Annotated in this window: 17 protein-coding genes and 2 tRNA genes; 9 read left to right on the top strand and 10 right to left on the bottom strand. The window is 63.4% G+C overall.

Annotation, left to right across the window (positions count from 1 at the left end; translation table 11 throughout):
* The first annotated feature begins 50 nt into the window (after positions 1–50).
* The 3 genes from E5221_RS22060 to E5221_RS22050 all read left to right on the top strand — a co-directional run bounded on the left by E5221_RS22060 (position 51) and on the right by E5221_RS22050 (position 3,804).
* Positions 51–728: a response regulator gene (locus tag E5221_RS22060; RefSeq protein WP_004375868.1), complete on the top strand. Its 678-nt coding sequence runs from the start codon at positions 51–53 to the stop codon at positions 726–728.
* Positions 725–2,071 carry an ATP-binding protein gene (locus tag E5221_RS22055; RefSeq protein WP_061551547.1) on the top strand — a complete coding sequence of 449 codons (1,347 nt, stop codon included), beginning with the start codon at positions 725–727 and terminating at the stop codon, positions 2,069–2,071. Before E5221_RS22060 ends, E5221_RS22055 begins: the two co-directional genes overlap by 4 nt.
* A gap of 410 nt (positions 2,072–2,481) precedes the next feature.
* Complete coding sequence (locus E5221_RS22050) at positions 2,482–3,804, top strand: dicarboxylate/amino acid:cation symporter (protein WP_013973834.1); 1,323 nt, start codon at positions 2,482–2,484, stop codon at positions 3,802–3,804.
* A gap of 99 nt (positions 3,805–3,903) precedes the next feature.
* Here the strand turns inward: E5221_RS22050 and tsaA are convergent, their stop codons facing one another.
* The 4 genes from tsaA to E5221_RS22030 form a co-directional block, all read right to left on the bottom strand.
* Entirely contained in the window at positions 3,904–4,596 is a 693-nt protein-coding gene (tsaA, locus tag E5221_RS22045; protein WP_182329236.1) for a tRNA (N6-threonylcarbamoyladenosine(37)-N6)-methyltransferase TrmO, read from the bottom strand.
* A 6-nt stretch (positions 4,597–4,602) separates the two neighbouring features.
* Positions 4,603–5,064, bottom strand: coding sequence for a DUF1456 family protein (locus E5221_RS22040; RefSeq protein WP_013973832.1), 462 nt, complete (start codon positions 5,062–5,064; stop codon positions 4,603–4,605).
* 48 nt (positions 5,065–5,112) lie between these two features.
* On the bottom strand, positions 5,113–5,823 hold the full coding sequence (locus E5221_RS22035; RefSeq protein ID WP_013973831.1) for an rRNA pseudouridine synthase: 711 nt from the start codon (positions 5,821–5,823) through the stop codon (positions 5,113–5,115).
* Between the two features lie 77 nt (positions 5,824–5,900).
* Positions 5,901–6,353 carry a GNAT family N-acetyltransferase gene (locus E5221_RS22030; RefSeq protein ID WP_247846452.1) on the bottom strand — a complete coding sequence of 151 codons (453 nt, stop codon included), beginning with the start codon at positions 6,351–6,353 and terminating at the stop codon, positions 5,901–5,903.
* A gap of 200 nt (positions 6,354–6,553) precedes the next feature.
* Between E5221_RS22030 and E5221_RS22025 the strand changes: the two genes are divergently transcribed.
* The 4 genes from E5221_RS22025 to E5221_RS22010 all read left to right on the top strand — a co-directional run bounded on the left by E5221_RS22025 (position 6,554) and on the right by E5221_RS22010 (position 10,737).
* Complete coding sequence (locus tag E5221_RS22025; RefSeq protein WP_247846450.1) at positions 6,554–7,222, top strand: hypothetical protein; 669 nt, start codon at positions 6,554–6,556, stop codon at positions 7,220–7,222.
* Positions 7,223–7,419: 197 nt separating this feature from the next.
* Positions 7,420–8,265, top strand: a complete 846-nt coding sequence (locus E5221_RS22020) for a DUF6502 family protein (protein ID WP_182329232.1) — start codon at positions 7,420–7,422, stop codon at positions 8,263–8,265.
* On the top strand, positions 8,262–9,932 hold the full coding sequence (locus tag E5221_RS22015; RefSeq protein ID WP_247846449.1) for a DUF5666 domain-containing protein: 1,671 nt from the start codon (positions 8,262–8,264) through the stop codon (positions 9,930–9,932). Before E5221_RS22020 ends, E5221_RS22015 begins: the two co-directional genes overlap by 4 nt.
* A 55-nt stretch (positions 9,933–9,987) precedes the next feature.
* A complete protein-coding gene (locus tag E5221_RS22010; protein ID WP_247846448.1) occupies positions 9,988–10,737 on the top strand; it encodes a hypothetical protein in 750 nt (249 codons plus the stop codon).
* A gap of 71 nt (positions 10,738–10,808) precedes the next feature.
* On the opposite strand, the gene rimO is transcribed toward E5221_RS22010, so the two are convergent.
* Positions 10,809–12,140: a 30S ribosomal protein S12 methylthiotransferase RimO gene (rimO, locus tag E5221_RS22005; protein ID WP_013973825.1), complete on the bottom strand. Its 1,332-nt coding sequence runs from the start codon at positions 12,138–12,140 to the stop codon at positions 10,809–10,811.
* 235 nt (positions 12,141–12,375) lie between these two features.
* Here rimO and E5221_RS22000 point away from each other — a divergent pair, with 235 nt between their 5' ends.
* Positions 12,376–14,286 carry a potassium transporter Kup gene (locus E5221_RS22000; protein WP_247846446.1) on the top strand — a complete coding sequence of 637 codons (1,911 nt, stop codon included), beginning with the start codon at positions 12,376–12,378 and terminating at the stop codon, positions 14,284–14,286.
* Positions 14,287–14,398: 112 nt separating this feature from the next.
* Here the strand turns inward: E5221_RS22000 and E5221_RS21995 are convergent, their stop codons facing one another.
* From E5221_RS21995 to E5221_RS21980, 4 genes are all read right to left on the bottom strand, one after another.
* Positions 14,399–15,691 (bottom strand): AcvB/VirJ family lysyl-phosphatidylglycerol hydrolase, encoded by a 1,293-nt coding sequence (locus tag E5221_RS21995; RefSeq protein WP_247846445.1) that lies wholly within the window; start codon positions 15,689–15,691, stop codon positions 14,399–14,401.
* Complete coding sequence (mprF, locus tag E5221_RS21990; protein WP_247846443.1) at positions 15,691–18,333, bottom strand: bifunctional lysylphosphatidylglycerol flippase/synthetase MprF; 2,643 nt, start codon at positions 18,331–18,333, stop codon at positions 15,691–15,693. Before mprF ends, E5221_RS21995 begins: the two co-directional genes overlap by 1 nt.
* A gap of 261 nt (positions 18,334–18,594) precedes the next feature.
* Positions 18,595–18,671, bottom strand: a tRNA-Met gene (locus E5221_RS21985).
* 133 nt (positions 18,672–18,804) lie between these two features.
* A tRNA-Met gene (locus tag E5221_RS21980) sits at positions 18,805–18,881 on the bottom strand.
* A gap of 219 nt (positions 18,882–19,100) precedes the next feature.
* On the opposite strand from E5221_RS21980, the gene dinB reads away from it, so the two are divergent.
* Positions 19,101–20,159 (top strand): DNA polymerase IV, encoded by a 1,059-nt coding sequence (gene dinB / locus E5221_RS21975; RefSeq protein WP_247847758.1) that lies wholly within the window; start codon positions 19,101–19,103, stop codon positions 20,157–20,159.
* A 26-nt stretch (positions 20,160–20,185) separates the two neighbouring features.
* Here dinB and E5221_RS21970 read toward each other — a convergent pair whose 3' ends face one another.
* Positions 20,186–21,139 (bottom strand): hypothetical protein, encoded by a 954-nt coding sequence (locus tag E5221_RS21970; protein ID WP_247846442.1) that lies wholly within the window; start codon positions 21,137–21,139, stop codon positions 20,186–20,188.
* Positions 21,140–21,144: the final 5 nt, after the last annotated feature.

Raw genomic sequence — 21,144 nt, 5'->3', positions numbered from 1 at the left:
GTTTACCCGCGAAAGGGCCGGTACAGGCAATACATATCAAGGAGCTGCACATGAAACTGCTGGTGGTCGAGGACGAAGCCCTGCTTCGCCATCACCTCTACACCCGCCTGGGCGAAGGCGGCCATGTGGTCGAGGCGGTCGCCGATGCCGAGGAGGCGCTTTACCAGGCCGGGCAATACCACTTCGACCTGGCCATCATCGACCTGGGCCTGCCCGGCATCAGCGGGCTGGAACTGATCACGCGCCTGCGCAGCCAGGACAAGACCTTCCCCATTCTCATCCTCACCGCCCGGGGCAACTGGCAGGACAAGGTCGAGGGCCTGGCCGCCGGTGCCGACGACTACCTGGTCAAGCCGTTCCAGTTCGAAGAACTCGAGGCACGCCTGAACGCCCTGCTGCGCCGCTCCAGCGGCTTCACCCAGTCGACCATTGCCGCCGGCCCGCTGGTGCTCGACCTCAACCGCAAGCAGGCGACGCTGGACGAGCAGCCCCTGGCCCTGACCGCCTACGAATACCGCATCCTCGAATACCTCATGCGCCATCACCAGCAGGTGGTGGCCAAGGACCGCCTGATGGAGCAACTGTACCCAGGTGACGAGGAACGCGACCCCAATGTCATCGAAGTGCTGGTCGGCCGCTTGCGGCGCAAGCTTGAGGGCGAGCACGGCTTCAAACCGATCGACACCGTGCGCGGCCTGGGCTACCTGTTCACCGAGCGCTGCCGATGATCCGTTCGCTGCGGGTGCGCCTGATGCTGGCGGCCGCGGTGCTGGCGCTGCTGTTCATGCTGGCGTTGCTGCCGGCCTTGCAGAAGGCCTTCAGCCTGGCCCTGCAGGAGTCGATCGAACAACGCCTGGCCTCGGATGTGACCACGCTGATTTCCGCAGCGCGTATCGAACACGGCCAACTGCAGATGCCGACGCTGCTGCCGGACGAGCGCTACAACCTGCCGTACACCGGCTTGCTCGGCTATATCTTCGACCGCGACGGCAAGCTGGTCTGGCAGTCGCGGGCAACCGCCGCGCAAAACATCAACTACCGCCCGCGCTACGACGGCCGCGGCAACGAATTCGCCCGCATTCACCAGGCCGACGGCGAAGAGTTCTTTGTGTACGACGTCGAGATCAAGCTGCTGGGTGGCCAGAGCGCCGCCTACAGCATCGTTGCCTTGCAACCTGTGCGCGAGTACCAGCACACCCTTGATGGCCTGCGCGAAAAGCTCTACCTGGGCTTTGGCGCGGCCTTGCTGGCGCTGCTGGTGCTGCTGTGGGCCGGTTTGACCTGGGGCTTGCGGTCGTTGCGCCGGCTCAGCCACGAGCTGGACGACGTGGAGTCGGGAGTGCGGGATGGCCTGAGCGGCGAACACCCACGGGAGCTGCTGCGTCTGACCGGCTCGCTGAACCGCCTGTTGCGCAGCGAGCGCGAGCAGCGTCAGCGCTACCGTGATTCGCTCGATGACCTGGCGCACAGCCTGAAGACGCCGCTGGCGGTGTTGCAAGGGGTGGGCGAAAGCCTGCAGCAGCGTAGCGGCGAGCGCGAGCAGGCGCGCGTGCTGCAGAGCCAGATCGAGCGCATGAGCCAGCAGATCGACTACCAGTTGCAACGCGCCAGCCTGCGCAAGAGCGGCCTGGTGCGCCACAGCGTGTTGCTGCGGCCGTTGCTCGAAAGCCTGTGCAGCACCTTGGCCAAGGTGTACCGGGACAAGCGGGTGGACGTGACGCTGCAACTGCCCGATGCGGCGCAGGTGCCGATGGAGCAGGGCGCGTTGCTGGAGCTGCTGGGCAACCTGCTGGAGAACGCCTACCGCCTGAGCCTGGGCCAGGTGCGCGTGAGCCTGGAGCAGGCGCCTGGGCGGTTGACCTTGTGCATCGAGGACGACGGACCGGGGGTGCCGGCGGACCAGCGTGAGCGGATTCTGGAGCGTGGGGAGCGCCTGGACAGCCAGCACCCGGGGCAGGGGATCGGGCTGGCAGTGGTCAAGGATATCGTCGACAGCTATGACGCCGAGCTGAGCCTGGGGGATTCTCCTCTGGGGGGGGCTGCGTTCAGGATCACCTTCAACCTCGAGTGATTTGCTGGCTTGGCCGGCCTCTTCGCGGGTAAACCCGCTCCCACAGGGGTGCACTGCACTCGAGACCTGTGCGGTTCCTGTGGGAGCAGGTTTACCCGCGAAGAGGCCGGCACAGGCAAACCACAATGGGCGGATTCCCGCCAATGCCCCTGTACAAATCCCGCCACCGGGCGGAAATCCGCCAGCCTTCCTCAGGCAATTCGCCCCGTCGTTGGGCGTTTATCCCTCGCAAATACGGCACTTGCACCCTTCGTGGGCATTTTGGCACCACCCTTGCTATTGATCCTCGCAGAGGCCTGCCCAGGCAGCTCGAACACAACGACAAATCCCTCCGGGTGCAGGAGGGTTAGCGATTCAGGTGCCCCATCGCCCTGGGAAGGGTGAACCGGCACACTTGAGGAAAATTAGCCATGACGACACGTCAGCCGCTGTACAAATCCCTGTATGTCCAGGTGTTGGTCGCCATCACCATCGGTATCCTGCTCGGCCACTACTATCCGGAGACGGGCGTCGCCCTCAAACCCTTGGGGGACGGCTTCGTCAAACTGATCAAGATGGTCATCGCCCCGATCATCTTCTGCACCGTGGTCAGCGGCATCGCCGGCATGCAGAGCATGAAGTCGGTCGGCAAGACCGGCGGCTACGCGCTGCTGTACTTCGAAATCGTCTCCACGGTCGCCCTGATCATCGGCCTCGTCGTTGTCAACGTGGTCAAGCCGGGCGCTGGCATGCACATCGATGTCAGCACCTTGAACGCCAGCAGCGTGGCTGCCTACGCCGCCGCCGGCGCGCAGCAGACCACTGTCGGCTTCCTGCTTAACGTCATCCCGAACACCGTGGTCGGCGCCTTCGCCAACGGCGACATCCTGCAAGTGCTGATGTTCTCCGTGCTGTTCGGCTTCGCCCTGCACCGCCTGGGCAGCTATGGCAAGCCGGTGCTGGACATGATCGACCGCTTCGCCCATGTCATGTTCAACATCATCAACATGATCATGAAACTGGCCCCGGTCGGTGCCTTCGGTGCAATGGCCTTCACCATCGGCCAGTACGGCGTTGGCTCGCTGGTGCAACTGGGCTACCTGATGGCCTGCTTCTACATCACCTGCCTGCTGTTCGTGCTGGTGGTGCTGGGCGGTATCTGCCGCGCCCACGGCTTCAGTGTCCTCAAGCTGATCCGCTACATCCGTGAAGAACTGCTGATCGTGCTGGGCACTTCGTCCTCGGAGTCGGCCCTGCCACGCATGCTGGCCAAGATGGAGCGCCTGGGTGCGAAGAAGTCGGTGGTTGGCCTGGTGATCCCGACCGGTTACTCGTTCAACCTCGATGGCACCTCGATCTACCTGACCATGGCTGCGGTGTTCATCGCCCAGGCCACTGACACCACCATGGACATCACTCACCAGATCACCTTGCTGCTGGTGCTGTTGGTGGCTTCCAAAGGTGCTGCCGGTGTTACCGGTTCGGGCTTCATCGTCCTGGCCGCCACCCTGTCGGCCGTTGGCCACCTGCCGGTTGCCGGCCTGGCGCTGATCCTCGGCATCGACCGCTTCATGTCCGAAGCCCGCGCGCTGACCAACCTGGTTGGCAACGCCGTTGCCACCGTGGTCGTGGCCAAGTGGGTGAAGGAAATGGACAACGACAAGCTGGCATCGGAGCTGGCCTCCGGTGGTGCGCCGCTGGTCGATACCCGTCCGACCGACGACCTGGGCGTGGCTGAAGGCCCGGCTCGTTGATAGCGTTGCGGTAAAACGAAAAAGGCGACCAGAGGGTCGCCTTTTTTGTGGGTGATTATTGTGCTTTCAGGCCCGGCGATAGGGCCGGGCCTGTGATCCTCAATCTTTCACTACCTCCAGTACCCGGATCACGTCCGACTGCGGGTAATGCCACCTTACCTGCACATCCCAGAACTTCACCCCATACACCCGCTCGGCCGGCGGCATCTGGTAGGCCGGCCGTGGGTCCTGCGCCAGGCACTGCTCGATCAGCTCCACCAGCGGTTCACCCAGGCGCAGTGCATGTTCGCGGGCCTGGGGCAGGGCGTTGTCGACCCACTGAACGGCGATCGCGACAGGCGCTTGGCTGGCCATCTGGTTGCTGGCGCCAGGGATGCTATCGGCGTACGGCACATACGGTTTGATATCCAGCACCGGCGTACCGTCGAGCAGGTCGATCCCAGACAGCAGCAGGCGCCCTGGCTCCATGCCTTCCAGGCGCACCACCGACTGGCCGATGCCATTGGGCCGGTGAGTGGCGCGGGTGGCGAACACACCCATGCTCTTGTTGCCACCCAGGCGCGGTGGCCGCACCTTCAGGCGGGGTTTGTCTTCCAGTGCCTGGTGGAACAGGAACAGCAGCCAGACATGGCTGACCTGTTCCAGCCCCTCGACCGCATCGCCCTGGTCGAACGGCGGCAGCAGCTCGAGCACGCCTCGTGCGGCGGGCGCCAGTTGCGGCTGGCGCGGGATGGCGAACTTTTCCTTGAAACAGGAGCGGATGATGCCGACCGGGGTAACCGTATGCTGCATGGCCAATCAGCCGCGCACGCGCAGGGTCAGGCCCTTGAGGAAGTTGCGCAGCAACTGGTCGCCGCACGGGCGGTAGTTGTCATGGCCGGCCTTGCGGAACAGTGCGCTGAGCTCGGGCTTGCTGACCGGGAAATTGACCGACTTGAGGATCGCATGCAGGTCATCTTCCTTGAGCTCGAAGGCCACCCGCAGCTTCTTGAGGATGAGGTTGTTGGTTACCGGCAGCTCGATCGGCTGCGGCGGGCGGCTGTCATCCTTGCCGCGACGGTGGATCACCAAGCCGTCGAGAAAGTGCGCCATGACCCGTTCCGGGCAACGCACGAAGCCTTCCTCGTCCTCCTTCTTCAGGTAGGTGGCCAGCACCAGTGGATGCACGTCGAGGCCGGATAGCCCGATGATTTCGGCCATCTTGGCGTCATTCACCTTGAGCATGTAGCGCAGGCTGCGCAGGACGTCGTTGTGGTTCATTGTTGCAGAATCCTGTTCAGGTGCCGCACCTGTGGCGCGGCGTATTGCTTAGAAACGTTCGGTAGTGGCCAGGTAGCGCCACTGGCCCAGGGGCAACTTGCCCATCGATACGCCACCCAGGCGAATGCGGCGCATGCCTACCAGCTCCAGGCGCAGGTAGGCGCACAGCTCGGCGATCTGCCCGGGCTGCGGGTTTTTCAGGGCCATGCGCAGGTGGGTCTCGTTCTGCCAGCTGGCCTTGGCTTTAGGCAGCTCGCGGTCATTGCGGGTGGCGCCGCGCGCCAGGCGTTCCAGCGCCTGGGGCGTGGTCTCGCCGCGCACTTCAACGATGAATTCCTGTTCCAGGCGGCGCAGGTCGGCGTCGATCTTGCGGGTTACCCGCCAGTCCTGGGTGAATACCTGCAGGCCGCTGGCACCGCGCTCCAGCGGCGCCACGCAGGCCTGCCGGGCAAAATGCCCGTGCAGTGCGCGCACGCCTTCGCGGTGGGCTTCGCTGAGGTTGCTCATGTTCATGCTGGCGCGGGCGGTCTCGCTGTCCACGCTGGCCGGCTGGTTCAGCAGCAGGGTTACCGGTTCCAGCGTTTCGGCACGGGCACCCGGCAGCAGTTCGACGCGCTGCTGCTCGACCTTGAACTGCGGTTGCTCGACCACCACGCCATCGACCGTGACCCAGCCGCCCTCGATATACAGCTCGGCCTCGCGGCGGGAGCAGCCAAGCTGCTCGATAAGGCGTTTGGACAGGCGGACGGGTTCGGACATGACGGCAATTCGCAAAGGCAGGGAAAGACCTGCATTGTACCTGCCCGCGCGGCAGAGGGGCTGGGAATCTGTGTCATTTACGCCGTTTTGCGCAGGCGCATGTGCAGCAGCGGGTAGGGTTGCCCCAGGCCGTCGGTTTCCGAACGGCCGATCACCTCGAAGCCCTCATGCAGGTAGAAGCCCAAGGCTTGCGGGTTCTGTTCATTGACGTCCAGGCGCTCGGCATTCAGTTCGTCGATCGCATAGTGCAGCAGGCGCTTGCCAACCCCTTTGCCACGGTACTCCGGTGCGACGAACAGCATGTCCACGCGCCCGTTGGCGACCCCGGCGAAGCCGCAGATGCGCTGGCGGTCCTTGCAGCAGATCAGCATCACTGCATCGAGGTAGCGACGCAGCACCTGGTCGCGCAGCAAGACGATGTAGCAATCCGGCAGGAAGTCGTGGGTGGCGCGTACCGATTCTTCCCACACCTGTACCAGTTCGCCGTAGTCACTCAAGCGCGGGGTTTGCAGCGTCAGTACCGAATGCATGCCGGTGTTCCTCCATGACGATAAGGCAAACATAGCAGGCCAACCACCGGTCGGCTTCTCCGTGCGCTGCTTGAATCTCGGGGTTTGGCGGTCTATTAATTTTCTGTGGGAAAAATTCCCACAGATTGAAAAGCAAGAACCTGACACAGGATTCCCGGCTTGATTTGGCGTTTCTCACGGCGACGACCTGGAGACGAAATATGCAAATCCATGTGCTGTTCAAAAAAGCGATATTGGCGGCTGCCGTTGCTGGCGTGCTGTCGACTTCCATCGTTCTGGTCCCTGACTCGATTTCCAATGGCTCCAGCGCCTACGCCAAGGATGGTGGTGGTGGAGGCGGTCACGGAGGTGGCGGCGGTGGCCATGGTGGGGGGGGTGGTGGCCATGGTGGCGGCGGCGGTGGTCACGGTGGTGGCGGCGGTGGCCACGGTGGTGGCGGTGGAGGCCATGGTGGCGGCGGCGGTGGCCACGGTGGTGGCGGTGGTGGTCACGGCGGTGGTGGTGGCGGCCATGGCGGTGAAGGCGGCGGCCACGGCGCTGGTGGGGATGGAGATGGCCATGCCGGCAACAGTGGACGCGGCCATGACGGCTCCTCGAACTCTGGGCGCAGCGGCAACCACGCTGAAGCGGGTGACGATCATGGCAATCACGTTGGCGGTGAGCCTGGGGACGATCACGGCAATCACGTTGGCGGTGAGCCCGGTGACGATCATGGCAATCACGTTGGCGGTGAGCCCGGGGACGATCATGGCAATCATGTTGGCGGTGAGCCTGGCGATGACCACGGCAATCACGTTGGTGGCGAACCTGGTGATGATCGTGGCGACCATCTGGGTGGCGAACCGGGTGATGACAACAGCAGGAGCTGACTGGCTCTGAACGGTCTCATGCAGCGCCCACGGGGCGGGCCTGTATGAGGCCAGGTTCGGATACACGGCAGCCCCACTCAACGCGAATGCAATGAGCGCCGACGACTATCCCTCATCTCGTCAGGGATATGGTCACAGTTGGTGTGGGATCTTTTCCCGCGTCGTATACTGGGTTCATCTGTCAAGGAATGCGCTCAATGCAATCGCCTACCATCCCCCCTTCGATGTTAAGCGCACTGCGGCGTGTCATGCGTCCTCTGGTGCGCCTGATGCTGCGCAAAGGGGTCACCTACACGATGTTCGCCGACCTGCTCAAGGAAGTGTTCGTCGATGTGGCCCATCGCGAGTTTCGCCTGGACGGTACAGTGCCGACCGACAGCCGCATCAGCCTCCTCACGGGCGTGCATCGCAAGGATGTCCGGCGTTTGCGTAGCGAGGGGGGCACATCGCTCGCCGCGCTGCCGGCAAACATTACGTTAGGTGCACAGTTGGTCAATATGTGGACCACTGGCAAGCCGTTCTGCTCGGAGCCTGGCCAGGCGCTGCCGTTGCCGCGTCTGGCGAGCGTTGGCGGCGATCGTTCCTTCGATGCGCTGGTGGCGAAGATCAGCACCGACATCCGCGGGCGGGTGGTGCTGGATGAGTGGTTGCGCCTGGGTATCGTCCGGCTCGACGACAAGGACTGTGTCCACCTGGAGGCCCAGGCATTCGTGCCGCAGAAGGGCTTCGACGAAAAGGCCGCGTACTTTGGGCACAACCTGCATGACCATGCCTGCGCAGCAGTGCACAACCTGAGTGGGGACGGCCAGCCGTTCTTTGAACGCAGTGTGCACTACGACGCCTTGAGCCCGGCCAGCGTCGACCATTTGCGTGCAGCGGTGGACAAGGACGGCATGCAGATGCTGCTTGCTTTCAGCCGGCTTGCATCAGACCTGGAAGATGCCGATGTGCCCAGCGCCGAGCAACGTCAGCGCATCACGGTAGGGCTTTATTTCTACACTGAAACTACCGACCCCGATTTGTCGAAGACACCCGACCCATGACTTCCCTCACGCGCTGCCTCAGTGTGGTCACACTGGTCCTGGGTTTCGGGCTGAACCTGGTGGCGCCTGCCGAGGTGGCCGCAGCACCGGTATGTGTCAGCCGTGACGAAGTGGGTATGGCGGGGGCGGCGGGCTTGCAGTTTCCCGGCGGTATTGGTGGTACCGGGGCCAGGACGGGCGGTGTCGGTGGTACCGGTGTACGCAGCGAAAACGGCGGAGTGGGTGGCACCGGTGCGCCGCTGCCGCAGCGTCCCGGCGGCACGGGTGGGACCGGTGCGGTGGCCGACGGTGTGGACGGCACCTTCTTCGATCACGGTGGGGCAGGTGGTACCGGCGCACCGATCCTGCGCCCGGGCGGTACCGGTGGCACGGGCATCGTCGGCACCATCACCGGGTTCGCCTCGATCTGCGTCAATGGCCTGGAAGTGCACTTTGGCAAGGACGTACCGGTGAGTGAAAACGGTGCGCCTGCCAGTAGCGCTCACCTGGCAATCGGCCAGGTTGTCGCGGTTGAGGCATTTGCCGGCAAACGCGGCCTGCAAGCAGGGCGCATCTCGATCCTCAACGTTTACGAAGGGCCGCTGACGGCACTGCCCAATGCATCGGCCCCCCTGCGGGTCATGGGCCAACCTGTGCGGCTAGCTGCAGGGGCGCGGGTGGCTGAAGGGTTGCGCCCGGGCGATCCGGTCAGGGTCAGTGGCCTGCGCGATGCCAGGGGCGAAGTGGTAGCCAGCCGTATCGAACGGGCGCCGGGGCTCAGGGAAGCCAGTGCCATCGGTGCGGTAGACCGTGCCGGCAGCCTCCAGGGGCTGAAGCTGGGAACCCGTGTGGCACCTGCGAGGGAAGTGCTGGTACGTGGGCAGTGGACCGGACGCCAGCTGGAAGTGGCGCAAACCCGCCCAGACCCGAGCCTGCCTTTTGCTGGCCGTGTGCAGACGGCGGTGATCGAGGGGCTGGTACAGCGCAGCCACGCTCAACAACTGGTGGTGGCAGGCATCAAGGTGACGCTGGGGCAGGGTACCGTGATCGTCGGCAAGCAGCCCGCGGCATTGGCGCTCGATCAACGTGTGCGGGTGAGCGGGGTGTTCAATGGCAAGCACGAGCTGCGGGCAACCCGCGTGGAGTTCGATGACGGCCGCGCCGACAACCCGGACAGGGGGCATTCGGGGCGTGGCAGCGGGCACGGCGGACGAGATGCGACCAGTGATCGCATTGAAAGCAGTGATGACCACAGCGGGCGCGGCGGTGTTGACGATTCCAGTGGTCGGGACGGTACTGAACGCGTGGACAAGTCCGGAAAGTCGGAACATGTCGACACCATGGAGCGACCCGAGAGCAGCAATAGCGGAAGCTCTGACCGGGTAGAGAAGGTCGAGCTCGAAAAGGTGGAAAAAATTGAAAAAGCAGAGAAGGTTGAAAAGGTAGAGAAAGTAGAAAAAGTAGAGAAGATCGAGAAAGCCGAGAAGCCCGAAAAGGTCGAGAAGATCGAAAAGCCTGAGAAAGTCGAGAAGGTCGAGAAGGTCGAGAAGATCGAAAAGCCTGAGAAAGTCGAGAAGGTAGAAAAAGTTGAGAAGGTCGAGAAAGTAGAGAAGGTCGAAAAGGTCGAAAGACCCGAGACAGTAGAGAAAGCCGAAAAAGTGGAGCATCCAGAGCGATCCGGGCATTAGGCAACTAGGCTGGGTAAGTGCGATCACCCTTCCCGTCCGGGATACCGAGGTGCAGATGAGACCCACGCTCCCTCTTTTCGCCTGCTTGCTGTCATGCGCCAGCGCGTCGGTCCTGGGCGATACCTTCAGCGCCGCCATAGGTATGGACTATTCAAGTGGCGACTATGGCACGGGTACAACCTCGGAAATCTGGTACATCCCCGTGGTCGGCAAGTATGAAACCGGCCCAATGACCTACAAGGTCACTGTGCCCTGGCTGCGCATCACCAACCCTGAAGTGGGCCCGAATGGTGACCCCTTGCCCGGTGGCTGCCGGGATGTGGAAAGCGGGCTGGGAGACACGGTTGCCAGCGCCGGTTACGCCCTGCTCGACGGCAGTGACGGTGGCCTGATGCTGGACCTGATCGGCAAGGTCAAATTCCCCACTGCCGATGAAGACCAGTGCCTGGGCACCGGTGAATACGACTACACCGGCCAGGTCGACATCGCCAAGGCCTTTGGCCCGGTGACCGGTTTCGCGACCTTGGGCTGGAAGAAGTTCGGCGACCCGCCCGACAGTGATTTCGACGACCCGATATTTGCCAGTCTCGGCTTCGCCATGCCCGTGGGTGCAGGTACTTCGGCGGGTGCCTCCTACGACTGGCGGCAGAAAGTCGTCTCGACGGGCGCGCAGATCAAGGAACTTACCCTGTTCCTGACACACAAGCTCAACCAGCAGTGGAAAGTGCAACTCTATGCAGTCAAAGGCTTCTCGGATGCCAGCCCGGATGCAGAGGGCGGCCTGATGCTTTTTCACGCGTTCTGACGAAAAAGCCCCTGGCCCGGGAGTTCCTTGTGGGGAATGGCGGGGCAGGGGCTTTTCAGTTAGCTGCTGCGTTAGATGGGTTCAGCCCACATGTCGTATTCGTCGGCATCCACCACGCGGCAACGTACCTTGTCACCCGGCTTGAAGCCGTGGTCGCCATCGATGAACACGCTGCCGTCGATTTCCGGGGCATCGAAGAAGCTGCGGCCAACCGAACCTTGCTCTTCCACTTCATCGATCAGCACGTCGATTTCCTTGCCGATGCGCAGTTGCAGGCGGGCGGCGCTGATGGCCTGCTGGTGGGCCATGAAGCGGTCCCAGCGGTCCTGCTTGACGTCGTCCGGCACTTCTTCCAGGCCCAGGTCGTTGGCCGGGGCGCCTTCCACCGGCGAGTACTGGAAGCAGCCCACGCGGTCCAGCTGGGCTTCGGTCAGCCAGTCCAGCAGGTACTGGAAGTCTTCCTCGGTCTCGCCCGGGAAGCCGACGATGAAGGTGGAGCGAATCACCAGCTCCGGGCACTGCTCGCGCCAGTTCTTGATACGTGCCAGGGTGCGGTCTTCGAAGGCTGGGCGCTTCATGGCCTTGAGCACTTTCGGGCTGGCGTGCTGGAACGGGATATCCAGGTACGGCAGGATCTTGCCGGCGGCCATCAGCGGGATCACGTCGTCGACGTTCGGGTACGGGTACACGTAGTGCAGACGTACCCAGGCACCCAGGCTGCTCAGGGCTTCGCACAGCTCGAGCATGCGGGTCTTGACCGGGCGGCCGTTCCAGAAGTCGGTCTTGTACTTGACGTCGACGCCGTAGGCGCTGGTGTCCTGGGAAATCACCAGGATCTCCTTGACCCCGGCCTTGACCAGGCGCTCGGCCTCGCTCAGCACTTCGCCGACCGGGCGGCTGACCAGTTTGCCGCGCATCGACGGGATGATGCAGAAACTGCAGCTGTGGTTGCAGCCTTCGGAGATCTTCAGGTACGCATAATGGCGCGGGGTCAGCTTGACGCCCTGCGGTGGCACCAGGTCGATCAGCGGGTTGTGGTCCTGGCGTGGTGGCACCACTTCGTGCACGGCGTTGACCACCTGCTCGTACTGCTGCGGGCCGGTGACCGACAGCACGCTCGGGTGTACGTCACGGATGCTGCCTTCCTCGACACCCATGCAGCCGGTGACGATGACCTTGCCGTTTTCCTTGATCGCTTCGCCGATCACTTCCAACGACTCGGCCTTGGCGCTGTCGATGAAGCCGCAGGTGTTGACCACCACTACGTCGGCGTCCTCGTAGGTGGGCACGACTTCATAGCCTTCCATGCGCAGCTGGGTCAGGATGCGCTCGGAATCGACCAGGGCTTTTGGGCAACCCAGGCTTACGAAACCTACCTTGGGGGTGGCGGGCGTGGTGGACATGACTAACCTCGGTATTGAATGCAGGTCGCCCGGCCGGAATCGGGGGCGATCTTGACGGGCGCTTTTGGCGCCTCTGATCAAAAAGTGCGCAATTCTAGCGAGCGCAGGGTCGCTTGACCAGCAGAAATGCGACGAACGCTGCGCTATGCTTCGCGCCATTGCGCCGGGGGTATCAGTATCACCTGGCGCATCGGGAATTTTACTGGCCTTGCAAGGCCGTCTGCGGGAGTGGTCGATGGTTCAGGCAAGCAGTCACGCCGAGGGCGGGCACGAGGGGAAGCAGGGTGCGACGCGGTCGTTGAGCCTGCTCGTGGCGGCGGTCGGGGTGGTTTATGGCGATATCGGCACCAGCCCGTTGTATACCCTCAAGGAGGTCTTCAGCGGCGGGTACGGAGTGCCGGTCAACCATGACGGCGTGCTGGGGATCCTGTCGCTGATCCTGTGGTCGCTGCTATGGGTAGTGTCGTTCAAGTACGTGATGTTCATCCTGCGCGCCGACAACCAGGGCGAGGGCGGCACCATGGCGCTGACCGCGCTGGCGCGGCGGGCCACGGCGGCCTACCCGAGGTTGCGTACGTTGATGGTGGTGTGCGGGTTGATCGGCGCTTCGCTGTTCTATGGCGACAGCATGATCACGCCGGCGGTGTCGGTGCTGTCGGCGGTGGAAGGCATGGGCCTGGCGTTTGATGGTATCGATCACTGGGTTGTACCGATTTCGCTGGTGATCCTGGTGGCGCTGTTCCTGGTGCAGAAGCACGGCACCGAGAAGATCGGCAAGCTGTTTGGCCCGATCATGGTCACCTGGTTCCTGGCGCTGGGCTCGCTGGGCGTGTACGGCATATCGCAGAGCCCGGAAGTGCTCAAGGCTTTCAACCCGGCCTGGGCGGTCAACTTCTTCGTGGTTCACCCCGGGATGGGCGTTGCCATTCTCGGCGCGGTGGTCCTCGCGCTGACCGGTGCCGAGGCGCTGTACGCCGACATGGGCCACTTTGGCCGCAAGCCGATCGCTCGGGCCTGGTTTGCCCTGGTGCTGCCGGCGCTGGTGCTCAACTACTTTGGCCAGGGCGCGTTGCTGCTGCAGGACCCGGATGCAGCACGTAACCCGTTCTACCTGCTGGCGCCGGGCTGGGCACTGCTGCCGATGGTCGGCCTGGCTACCATGGCCACGGTGATCGCTTCGCAGGCGGTGATCTCGGGGGCGTTCTCCCTGACCCGCCAGGCCATTCAGCTGGGCTACATCCCACGCATGCAGATCCAGCACACTTCCAGCGATGAACAAGGGCAGATCTATATCGGTGCGATCAACTGGACACTGATGGTCGGCGTGGTACTGCTGGTGCTCGGTTTCGAGTCATCCGGTGCCCTGGCGGCGGCATACGGCGTGGCTGTGACTGGTACCATGCTGATGACCACCATCCTGGTTGCGGCGGTGATGCTGCTGCTATGGAAGTGGCCGCCGGTGCTGGCGGTGCCGATCCTGATGGGTTTCCTGTTGGTGGATGGGCTGTTCTTTGCCGCCAACGTGCCGAAGATCATCCAGGGCGGGGCCTTCCCGGTCCTGGCCGGCGCTGTGCTGTTCCTGTTGATGAGCACCTGGAAGCGTGGCAAGCAGATCCTGATGGAGCGCATCGACGAAGGCGCGCTGCCGCTGCAGCTGTTCATCAGCAGTATCCGCATTCAGCCTCCGCACCGGGTCGAAGGCACGGCGGTGTTCCTCACGGCACGCTCCGATGCGGTGCCCCATGCGCTGTTGCACAACATGCTGCATAACCAGGTGCTGCACAGCCAGATGGTGCTGTTGACGGTGGTCAGCGAGGACCGGCCACGCGTGCCGGAACAGGAGCGCTTTGAAGTGGAGGCCTATGGCGATGGGTTCTTCCGCGTGTTGCTGCACTTCGGCTTCATGGACGAACCGGACGTGCCGGCGGCGTTGAAGCTGTGCCACCTGGAAGACCTGGACTTCAGCCCGATGCGCACCACCTTCTTCCTCAGCCGCGAGACCGTGATCGCCTCACGGCTGGAGGGGATGTCGCGCTGGCGGGGCAACCTGTTCGCGTTCCTGCTGAAGAATGCCAACGGCAACTTGCGCTTCTTCAACCTGCCGCTGAACCGGGTGATCGAGCTGGGGACCCAGGTCGAGATCTGAGGGGCAACACAGATTTCAAGGCAGTACCCGCTCCCACAGGGAGCGCATAGCTTTCAAAGCTTGCGCTGTACCTGTGGGAGCGGGTTTACCCGCGAATGGGCCGCAAGCCTTATCAGTTCTGCTCAGCCACACTCGACTTGCCCTGGCGCGTCTCGATCTCACCGATCAGGCGCTTGGCCAGTGCCGGGTAGTTTTCGTCGAAGTGGTGCCCCCCCGGCAGCTTCAGGCGTTCACCCACCGCAGTCTTGTCGGTGCAACCGCTCTCGTCGGTTTCTTCCACGCCATACACACACACCACCTTGGACGCCGGCAGTTTGGCCATTTCCGGCCCGGTTGGCGCTTCCTGGCCTTCCTTGCCCAGCCAGCCCTCGACTTCGATCTCGAAGCTGCCGCTGCGTGCAAAGGCCAGCAGCATCACCGCGTCGATACGCTGCTGGTCCTCGGCCGGCAGGCGGTTGTAGATCGCCGGCAGGACGTCGGCACCGAACGAATAGCCGGTCAGCACGAAGCGCTTGGTGCCCCACTTCTGTCTGTAGTGCTGCATCAGCTCGGACAGGTCGGCGGCGCTTTGTTCCGGGGTCTTGTGTTGCCAGTAGTAGCGCAGCGTGTCGATGCCGACCACCGGGTAACCAAGCTTGGCCATTTCCCCGGCCACGTCGCGGTCCAGGTCTCGCCAGCCGCCATCACCGGAAAGGAACAGGGTGACCGTGTCGGTGGTCTGCCCGGCTGGCACCTCGACTACCGGAATGGCCAGGGCGTTGCCGTCGTGGCCGACCAGGGCCTGGGTCAGTTGGGCCTTGAGCACTTGTGGCAGGTGGATGTCGTAGTCACTGATGCTGGTTTCGGCATTGGCCTGGTCGCGCACGAAGGCGGCGCTGGCGTCATCCGGGTTATCGTTCCAGGCGACGTTCCAGTGGCCGTGGGCGGCCGACTTCGGCAGCACTGTCTGGCAGCCCGGCTGTTCCAGGCTGAAGCCCACGGAAATCGCCCGCGCCTTGTCGTTGTTCTGGCTGGCCAGCCAGCGCCAAGCCTGGGCGGCGCCAGGGCCGATACCGGCAACCAGGGTCGGCTTCTCCGGTAACTGGCCCAAGGCCTGGTCCAGGGCCTGTTGTTGTTTGCTGCAGTCATTGGGCGGCAGGATCACCTGCACCAGTTGCGCTTCGCCAGCCTGGGCCAGGTCCAGCAGCTGCCTGTCGGTCAGCGCCTGGTCCTGGGGTACGCCGATGGCCACCCGGGCCTTGGGGTGCGCGGCTGGGGTCACACGGGTGATGCGGGTGTCATTGATGCTCAGTTGTTCCAGGCGTGCCTCGGGAGCCGGGCGCGTCCATAGCCAGAACGCCAGCGCGCCTCCCAGGGCAGCCGACAGCAGGGGAACCAGCAGGTACAGCCAAAAGCGTCGGGTCATCAACGTTTCACCAATCCAGTCAGGCCGCCTGCGATCAGGGCGGCGGTGTCAGCCAGTGCCACCAGCGGGTCGAGCCCGGCCGGCACGGCCATGTAACGGGGTTCCCAGTCCGGTTGGAACTTGTCCTTGAAGCGTCGAAGCCCCTGGAAGTTGTACAACTGCTCGCCACGGCGGAACACCATCGAGCCCAGGCGTTGGGTCAAGGGCGCCCCACGCCGTGGCTGCAGGCCGGAAAGCGGCACCATGCCCAGGCTGAAGCGGGCGTAGTCATGGCTTTTGTAGTGCAAGATCAGGCCGATCATCATGAATTCCATGGTCAGCTTCGGGGCCTCGGGGTGCGCACGCATAAGGTCGAGGCTGGCCAGTTCCTTGCCATGGGTTTCCAGCAGGTTGGCGAAAGCCACCGGGCGGCCTTGGAAGCGGATCAGGGCAATGCGAAAATGCTGCAGGTATTCAGGGCTGAAGCGCCCCAGCGAGAAGCCTTTCTCGCGCACGTTCTTGCCGCCAAGCCAGGCGTCGGAAATTTCCTTCAGCTCTGCCAGCGGGGCATGCCCGGGTTCGTGGATTTCCAGGCTCAGGCCGTCACGGCCGCCACGGTTCCAGGTGTAGCGCAGGTCCTTCATTTCCTTGCCCTTGGCTTCGAGATCGAAACGGCGCAAGTCGACCCGGGCTTCTTCACCCAGCTTCAGCGCAGTCAGGCCGATGTCCATGTAGAACGGCAGGTTCTCGGCGCGCACCTGATAGAACACCGGGCGGGCATGGTGCAGGTCGCACAGGTCACGGAACTGCCAGATCATCTCGGCGCGCTCCTGGGCCGGGCCGATCGGGTCGTACAGGGCTACCAAGCTGCGACCGCGACGGGCGTACATGAGGAAGGCGTTGTTGCCAGGGTGGAACAGCAGCGCCTTGTCACCGGTCAGCGCCAGGCCGCCATCTGGCTGGTCGGATGCCAGCAGAATGCGGTTGGCACGCAGCAGCTCTTCTTCGTCAGGCAAGTGGATCACCGGTGGTGCGGTACGCAGCAGCCAGGTCAGGGCCACGGCCGCCAGCAGCAAGGCGCTGCCCATGGCGGCGCGCAGACCACGCGGGGCATCGGCATCGAGGGTGAACTGCCACCACAGCTGATGGCTGTAGGGAACATCCTGGTAGGCGAACAGCAACAACCAAACCGATGCGCCGACCACACAGGCGCTGGCTACCAGAAACACCGGCGAGAACGGCAACTCGAGCAAACGGCTGGGGCGGTAGAAGGAACGGCGGAACAGAGCGAGCAGGGCGGCAGTGAGGGTCAGCAAGCAGGCCTCTTCCCAATCGAAGCCCTTGAGCAGCGACAGCAGGGCACCGACCAGCAACAGCACGGTGGTCAGCAGCCAGGCGGCGGACAGGCGCCGGCGCAGGCCTTGGGCCAGCAGCAGGCACAGCACGCCGATCAGGCTGGCGCCAAAATGCGAAGCATCGATCAGGCGGTGCGGAACCAGGAAACCCATGTGCTCCAGGCGGGTGTCGATTTCGGGCGTGGCACCGGAGAACAGCAGCACCACCCCGGACAGGAAGACCAGGATCGAAAGGATCGGTGCAGCCAGCCCGGAAGCGGCCTTGATAGCCTGTTGCGCGAACAGCAGGCGCCGGGCCTCGTTGGCCAGCAGCAGCGCGCAGGCCAGCAGCAGCGGCAGCACCACGTAGATCAGCCGATACAGCAGCAGTGCCGCTGCCAGCGGCGCCGCGCCAAGTTGGTCGGCAAAAGCCGCCAGTAGTATGGCTTCGAATACCCCGACGCCGCCCGGTACGTGGCTGAGCACACCTGCGGCCAAGGCCAGCAGGTACACCAGGATAAAGGCACCGAATGGCGGTGCTTCGGGCAGCAGCAGATACAGCACGGTGGCGGCAGCGGCGACATCCAGTGCGGTGATCAGCAATTGCAGGGCCGCCAGGTGTGCGCCCGGCAGGCGCAGCGTGCGGCGGCCCAGTTGTACCAGCAGGTTGTTGGCCAGTGGCTGTTCAGCCAGGCGTCGGCGGTACAGGCCGAACACCAGCACGCTGCACACCAGCAACACCGCTATGGCGATACCCGCCAGCAAGCCTGGCGCCAAACCCAGTGCGGCCGAGGCCGCCGGCAGGTCGCTCAAGGTCGCCAAGGCGGCCAGGGGCGGTAGCGCGCAGCCCAGTGACAGGCTGGCAAAAACGGTCATCCGTGCAACTTCACCTGCGCCAACCCCTTGGCGCGCATACAGGCGATAGCGCACCGAACCGCCCGAAAGCATCGACAGGCCGATGGCGTTGCCTATGGCAAAAGCGCTGAAGCCGCCCAGCACCAGGCTGCTCGCGGGCAGTTTCACGCCGGCATAGCGGCTGGCCGACCACTCGTAACCGAGCAGAATCACGAAACCGAGCACAGTTGCCAGCAAGGCGCCAAGTAACGACTGGGTAGGCACGCTGAGCATGGCATCGTGCAAGGCATAGATGTCCAGCTCGCTCAACAGGTGGCGACAGGCGACCAAGGCCATGGTGAACAACACCAGGGTAACTACCAGGCCGATGGGCTGGCGGTAACGGCTCAGACGCTCCAGCAAGGGCAAACGTTGGGCGGCGCCAGGCAGCGTTGTGGCAAGCGGCACCGGGGATTCGGGATTGTGCGAAGTCATGGATTGCCCCGGGCATGCAGCGCGAGGTGAGGGAAAGGTGTGGCCAAGTGAAAGTCCCTTAGGAAAAACGTATCCAATGTTACTCCGGCCTCGAGCGCTTTCAGCGGCCTGGCAGGGTTAAAGATAGTTCATCCTGGGCATGACCTCTCAAGCCTGCGGGTTGGCTGGAGGACGGGAGAATCGGGGGCGACGAAAAGCAGGAGGGGAGAAGCAACAAACCCCGCGCTGCTGTTAAACAGGCGGGGTTTGTTCTGACGAATATGGTTGCGGGAGCCGGATTTGAACCGACGACCTTCGGGTTATGAGCCCGACGAGCTACCAGGCTGCTCCATCCCGCGTCAGTGGTGCGCATTCTACAGTTTCCAGAATGGGTGTCAAGCGCTAGTCGTTGATTTTTTTGAAATTTCTATCAGCGCATTATTTGACGCAAAGAAAAAGGCCACTGGGTTAACAGTGGCCTTTTCTCGAATCTGGTTGCGGGAGCCGGATTTGAACCGACGACCTTCGGGTTATGAGCCCGACGAGCTACCAGGCTGCTCCATCCCGCGCCTGTGAGATCGAATTCTACGGATTTACCCGCGGGTGTCAAGCTTTTTTCTGAAAAAACCTTTCCTGTTCAAACTCTTAGCGTCTGTATATGGCTCGCAGCTCAGGCGCGACGGGGCTTTCAGGCCGATTATCGAGCAATGTCGCGCACAGGCTGCATACCCGAGGGCGCATGCGATACTATCTGTATGAATTTACAGTGCTGACGGTCATCCATGTCCTTGCGCAAGATCATCCACGTCGACTGCGATTGCTTCTATGCCGCGATCGAAATGCGTGACGACCCGCGCCTGGCCGGGCGGCCCATGGCGGTGGGGGGCTCGGCCGACCGCCGTGGGGTGATCGCCACCTGCAACTATGAAGCGCGGGCCTACGGCGTGCGGTCTGCCATGTCGTCGCGGCACGCGCTGAAGCTGTGCCCGGACCTGCTGATCGTCAAGCCGCGCTTCGAGGCCTACCGTGAAGCCTCGCGGGAAATCCACACGATCTTCCGTGACTACACCGAGCTGATCGAGCCGCTGTCGCTGGACGAGGCCTACCTGGATGTAAGTGACAGCCAGTGGTACTCGGGCAGCGCCACGCGCATTGCCGAGGATATCCGCCGCCGTGTCGCCCGCACCCTGCATATCACTGTCTCGGCCGGTGTGGCGCCAAACAAGTTCCTGGCCAAGATCGCCAGTGACTGGCGCAAGCCCAATGGCCTGTTCGTGATTACCCCGGGCGAAGTGGAGGCATTCGTCGCCGCCCTGCCGGTGGCCAGGTTGCACGGGGTGGGCAAGGTAACGGCAGACAAGCTGGCGCGGTTGGGTATCGAAACCTGCCTGGAGCTGCGCGAATGGTCGCGTCTGGCACTGGTGCGCGAGTTCGGCAGCTTTGGCGAGCGTTTGTGGGGGCTGGCACGGGGTGTCGATGAGCGTGCCGTGCACAATGACAGTCGCCGGCAGTCGGTCAGCGTGGAAAACACCTACGACACCGACCTGCCGGACCTGGCCAGTTGCCTGGCACGGCTGCCCGAACTTCTGGAGAGCCTGAACGAGCGTATCGCCCGCATGGACAGCAGTTACCGGCCGGAAAAGCCCTTCGTCAAGGTCAAGTTCCATGACTTCAGCCAGACCACCATGGAGCAGGCGGGGGCGGGCAGGGACCTGGAGAGTTATCGACAATTGCTGGGGCAGGCGTTTGCCCGTGGTGGCAAGCCGGTGCGCTTGCTGGGGATAGGCGTGAGGTTGCGCGACTTGCGCGGGGCGCATGAGCAGTTGGAGCTGTTCCCGCCGAAATGAAGGGGCTGCATGGCAGCCCCAACGTGTTACTGCGCGCCCGGGTCGGCCACCAACCGGCCAGTGGCCTTGGTCAGCGACTGCAGAAACTCCTGCTGCAACTCCGGATCGTTGCGGGTCAGTTCGATCAGGCTCTGTTCCATTTCACTGGCTTCTTCTTCCAGGCCGAGTTCGGACAAGCGCTTGACCCGGTGAACCCATTGGCCGACATCGTCATCTTCGAGGTCATCGAAGATCAGTTCATGGGCCTCGAGCAGTTTGTTGCGCAGGGTGGCGCTGACCAGCAGGCTGGCATCGCCACGTACCGCGTTGTCCTCGTCCAGCACCTGCAGGTGCAGGGTACCGATGTGGTTGAGGTTCTGCTCGGAGAACGGGCTGTCGAGCAGGTTCAGGCGTAGCACGCCGTTCCTGTCGGTGGTCAGCTCGTGGGTCATCTTGCCGGCCTTGACCTCGACCAGGCGTTCGCTCCAGGGCACGCTGGTAGATTCCTCGCGCTTGCCTTTCTGCACTTCGCTGATCCCGGCCAGGTTCTGCTGGGCACGGCCGTTGGACGGCACGTTCATGAACGGGTTGAGCCCGTCCACGCCGTAGCTGAGCCAGTCGTGGGTGATGCTTTCCGGGAGGTTGCCCAGGGCGAAGACATTGACCACGTTGGCACCCACGCCTGCCACCACGGCCACCGCACCCAGCGGGATCTCGTAGATCTCCCGCCAGGGCTGGTAAGGCGTATAGCGGTCATAGCTGCGGGTGACTTCGAATTCGGTGACTTCGAAGCGCTTCTGCTCATGCACGCGCACACGTCGTTGCGGAAGCTCCATCACCTTCGGCTCGCCGACATCGATCTGCAGGGTGTGCTCGAGCAGTTTGCGCTCGACGCGCTCCTCGTGGTCGCTGCGCTGGGACAACTGGTTGGCGCAGCCGCTGACGAGCAGGGCGCCGCACAGTGCGGCGCCCCCCAGGGGAAAGGTACTTCGCTTGAACATGATCA

It is taken from the genome of Pseudomonas sp. A2, assembly GCF_023100865.1.
Classification (GTDB): Bacteria; Pseudomonadota; Gammaproteobacteria; order Pseudomonadales; family Pseudomonadaceae; genus Aquipseudomonas; species Aquipseudomonas asiatica.
Note: the sequence above shows the minus strand (reverse complement) of the source record. Positions and strands in the feature narration are given on the sequence as shown.

Excerpts from the sequence above, each read along its gene's own strand:
- E5221_RS21995 (WP_247846445.1), bottom strand. The coding sequence starts at position 15,691 with ATGACCCGACGCTTTTGGCTGTACCTGCTGGTTCCCCTGCTGTCGGCT.
- mprF (WP_247846443.1), bottom strand. The coding sequence starts at position 18,333 with ATGACTTCGCACAATCCCGAATCCCCGGTGCCGCTTGCCACAACGCTG.
- E5221_RS22020 (WP_182329232.1), top strand. The coding sequence starts at position 7,420 with ATGCAATCGCCTACCATCCCCCCTTCGATGTTAAGCGCACTGCGGCGT.
- E5221_RS22035 (WP_013973831.1), bottom strand. The coding sequence starts at position 5,823 with ATGTCCGAACCCGTCCGCCTGTCCAAACGCCTTATCGAGCAGCTTGGC.
- E5221_RS22055 (WP_061551547.1), top strand. The coding sequence starts at position 725 with ATGATCCGTTCGCTGCGGGTGCGCCTGATGCTGGCGGCCGCGGTGCTG.
- E5221_RS21970 (WP_247846442.1), bottom strand. The coding sequence starts at position 21,139 with ATGTTCAAGCGAAGTACCTTTCCCCTGGGGGGCGCCGCACTGTGCGGC.
- E5221_RS22050 (WP_013973834.1), top strand. The coding sequence starts at position 2,482 with ATGACGACACGTCAGCCGCTGTACAAATCCCTGTATGTCCAGGTGTTG.
- E5221_RS22010 (WP_247846448.1), top strand. The coding sequence starts at position 9,988 with ATGAGACCCACGCTCCCTCTTTTCGCCTGCTTGCTGTCATGCGCCAGC.
- tsaA (WP_182329236.1), bottom strand. The coding sequence starts at position 4,596 with ATGCAGCATACGGTTACCCCGGTCGGCATCATCCGCTCCTGTTTCAAG.
- E5221_RS22060 (WP_004375868.1), top strand. The coding sequence starts at position 51 with ATGAAACTGCTGGTGGTCGAGGACGAAGCCCTGCTTCGCCATCACCTC.
- E5221_RS22015 (WP_247846449.1), top strand. The coding sequence starts at position 8,262 with ATGACTTCCCTCACGCGCTGCCTCAGTGTGGTCACACTGGTCCTGGGT.
- rimO (WP_013973825.1), bottom strand. The coding sequence starts at position 12,140 with ATGTCCACCACGCCCGCCACCCCCAAGGTAGGTTTCGTAAGCCTGGGT.
- E5221_RS22025 (WP_247846450.1), top strand. The coding sequence starts at position 6,554 with ATGCAAATCCATGTGCTGTTCAAAAAAGCGATATTGGCGGCTGCCGTT.
- E5221_RS22040 (WP_013973832.1), bottom strand. The coding sequence starts at position 5,064 with ATGAACCACAACGACGTCCTGCGCAGCCTGCGCTACATGCTCAAGGTG.
- E5221_RS22000 (WP_247846446.1), top strand. The coding sequence starts at position 12,376 with ATGGTTCAGGCAAGCAGTCACGCCGAGGGCGGGCACGAGGGGAAGCAG.
- E5221_RS22030 (WP_247846452.1), bottom strand. The coding sequence starts at position 6,353 with ATGCATTCGGTACTGACGCTGCAAACCCCGCGCTTGAGTGACTACGGC.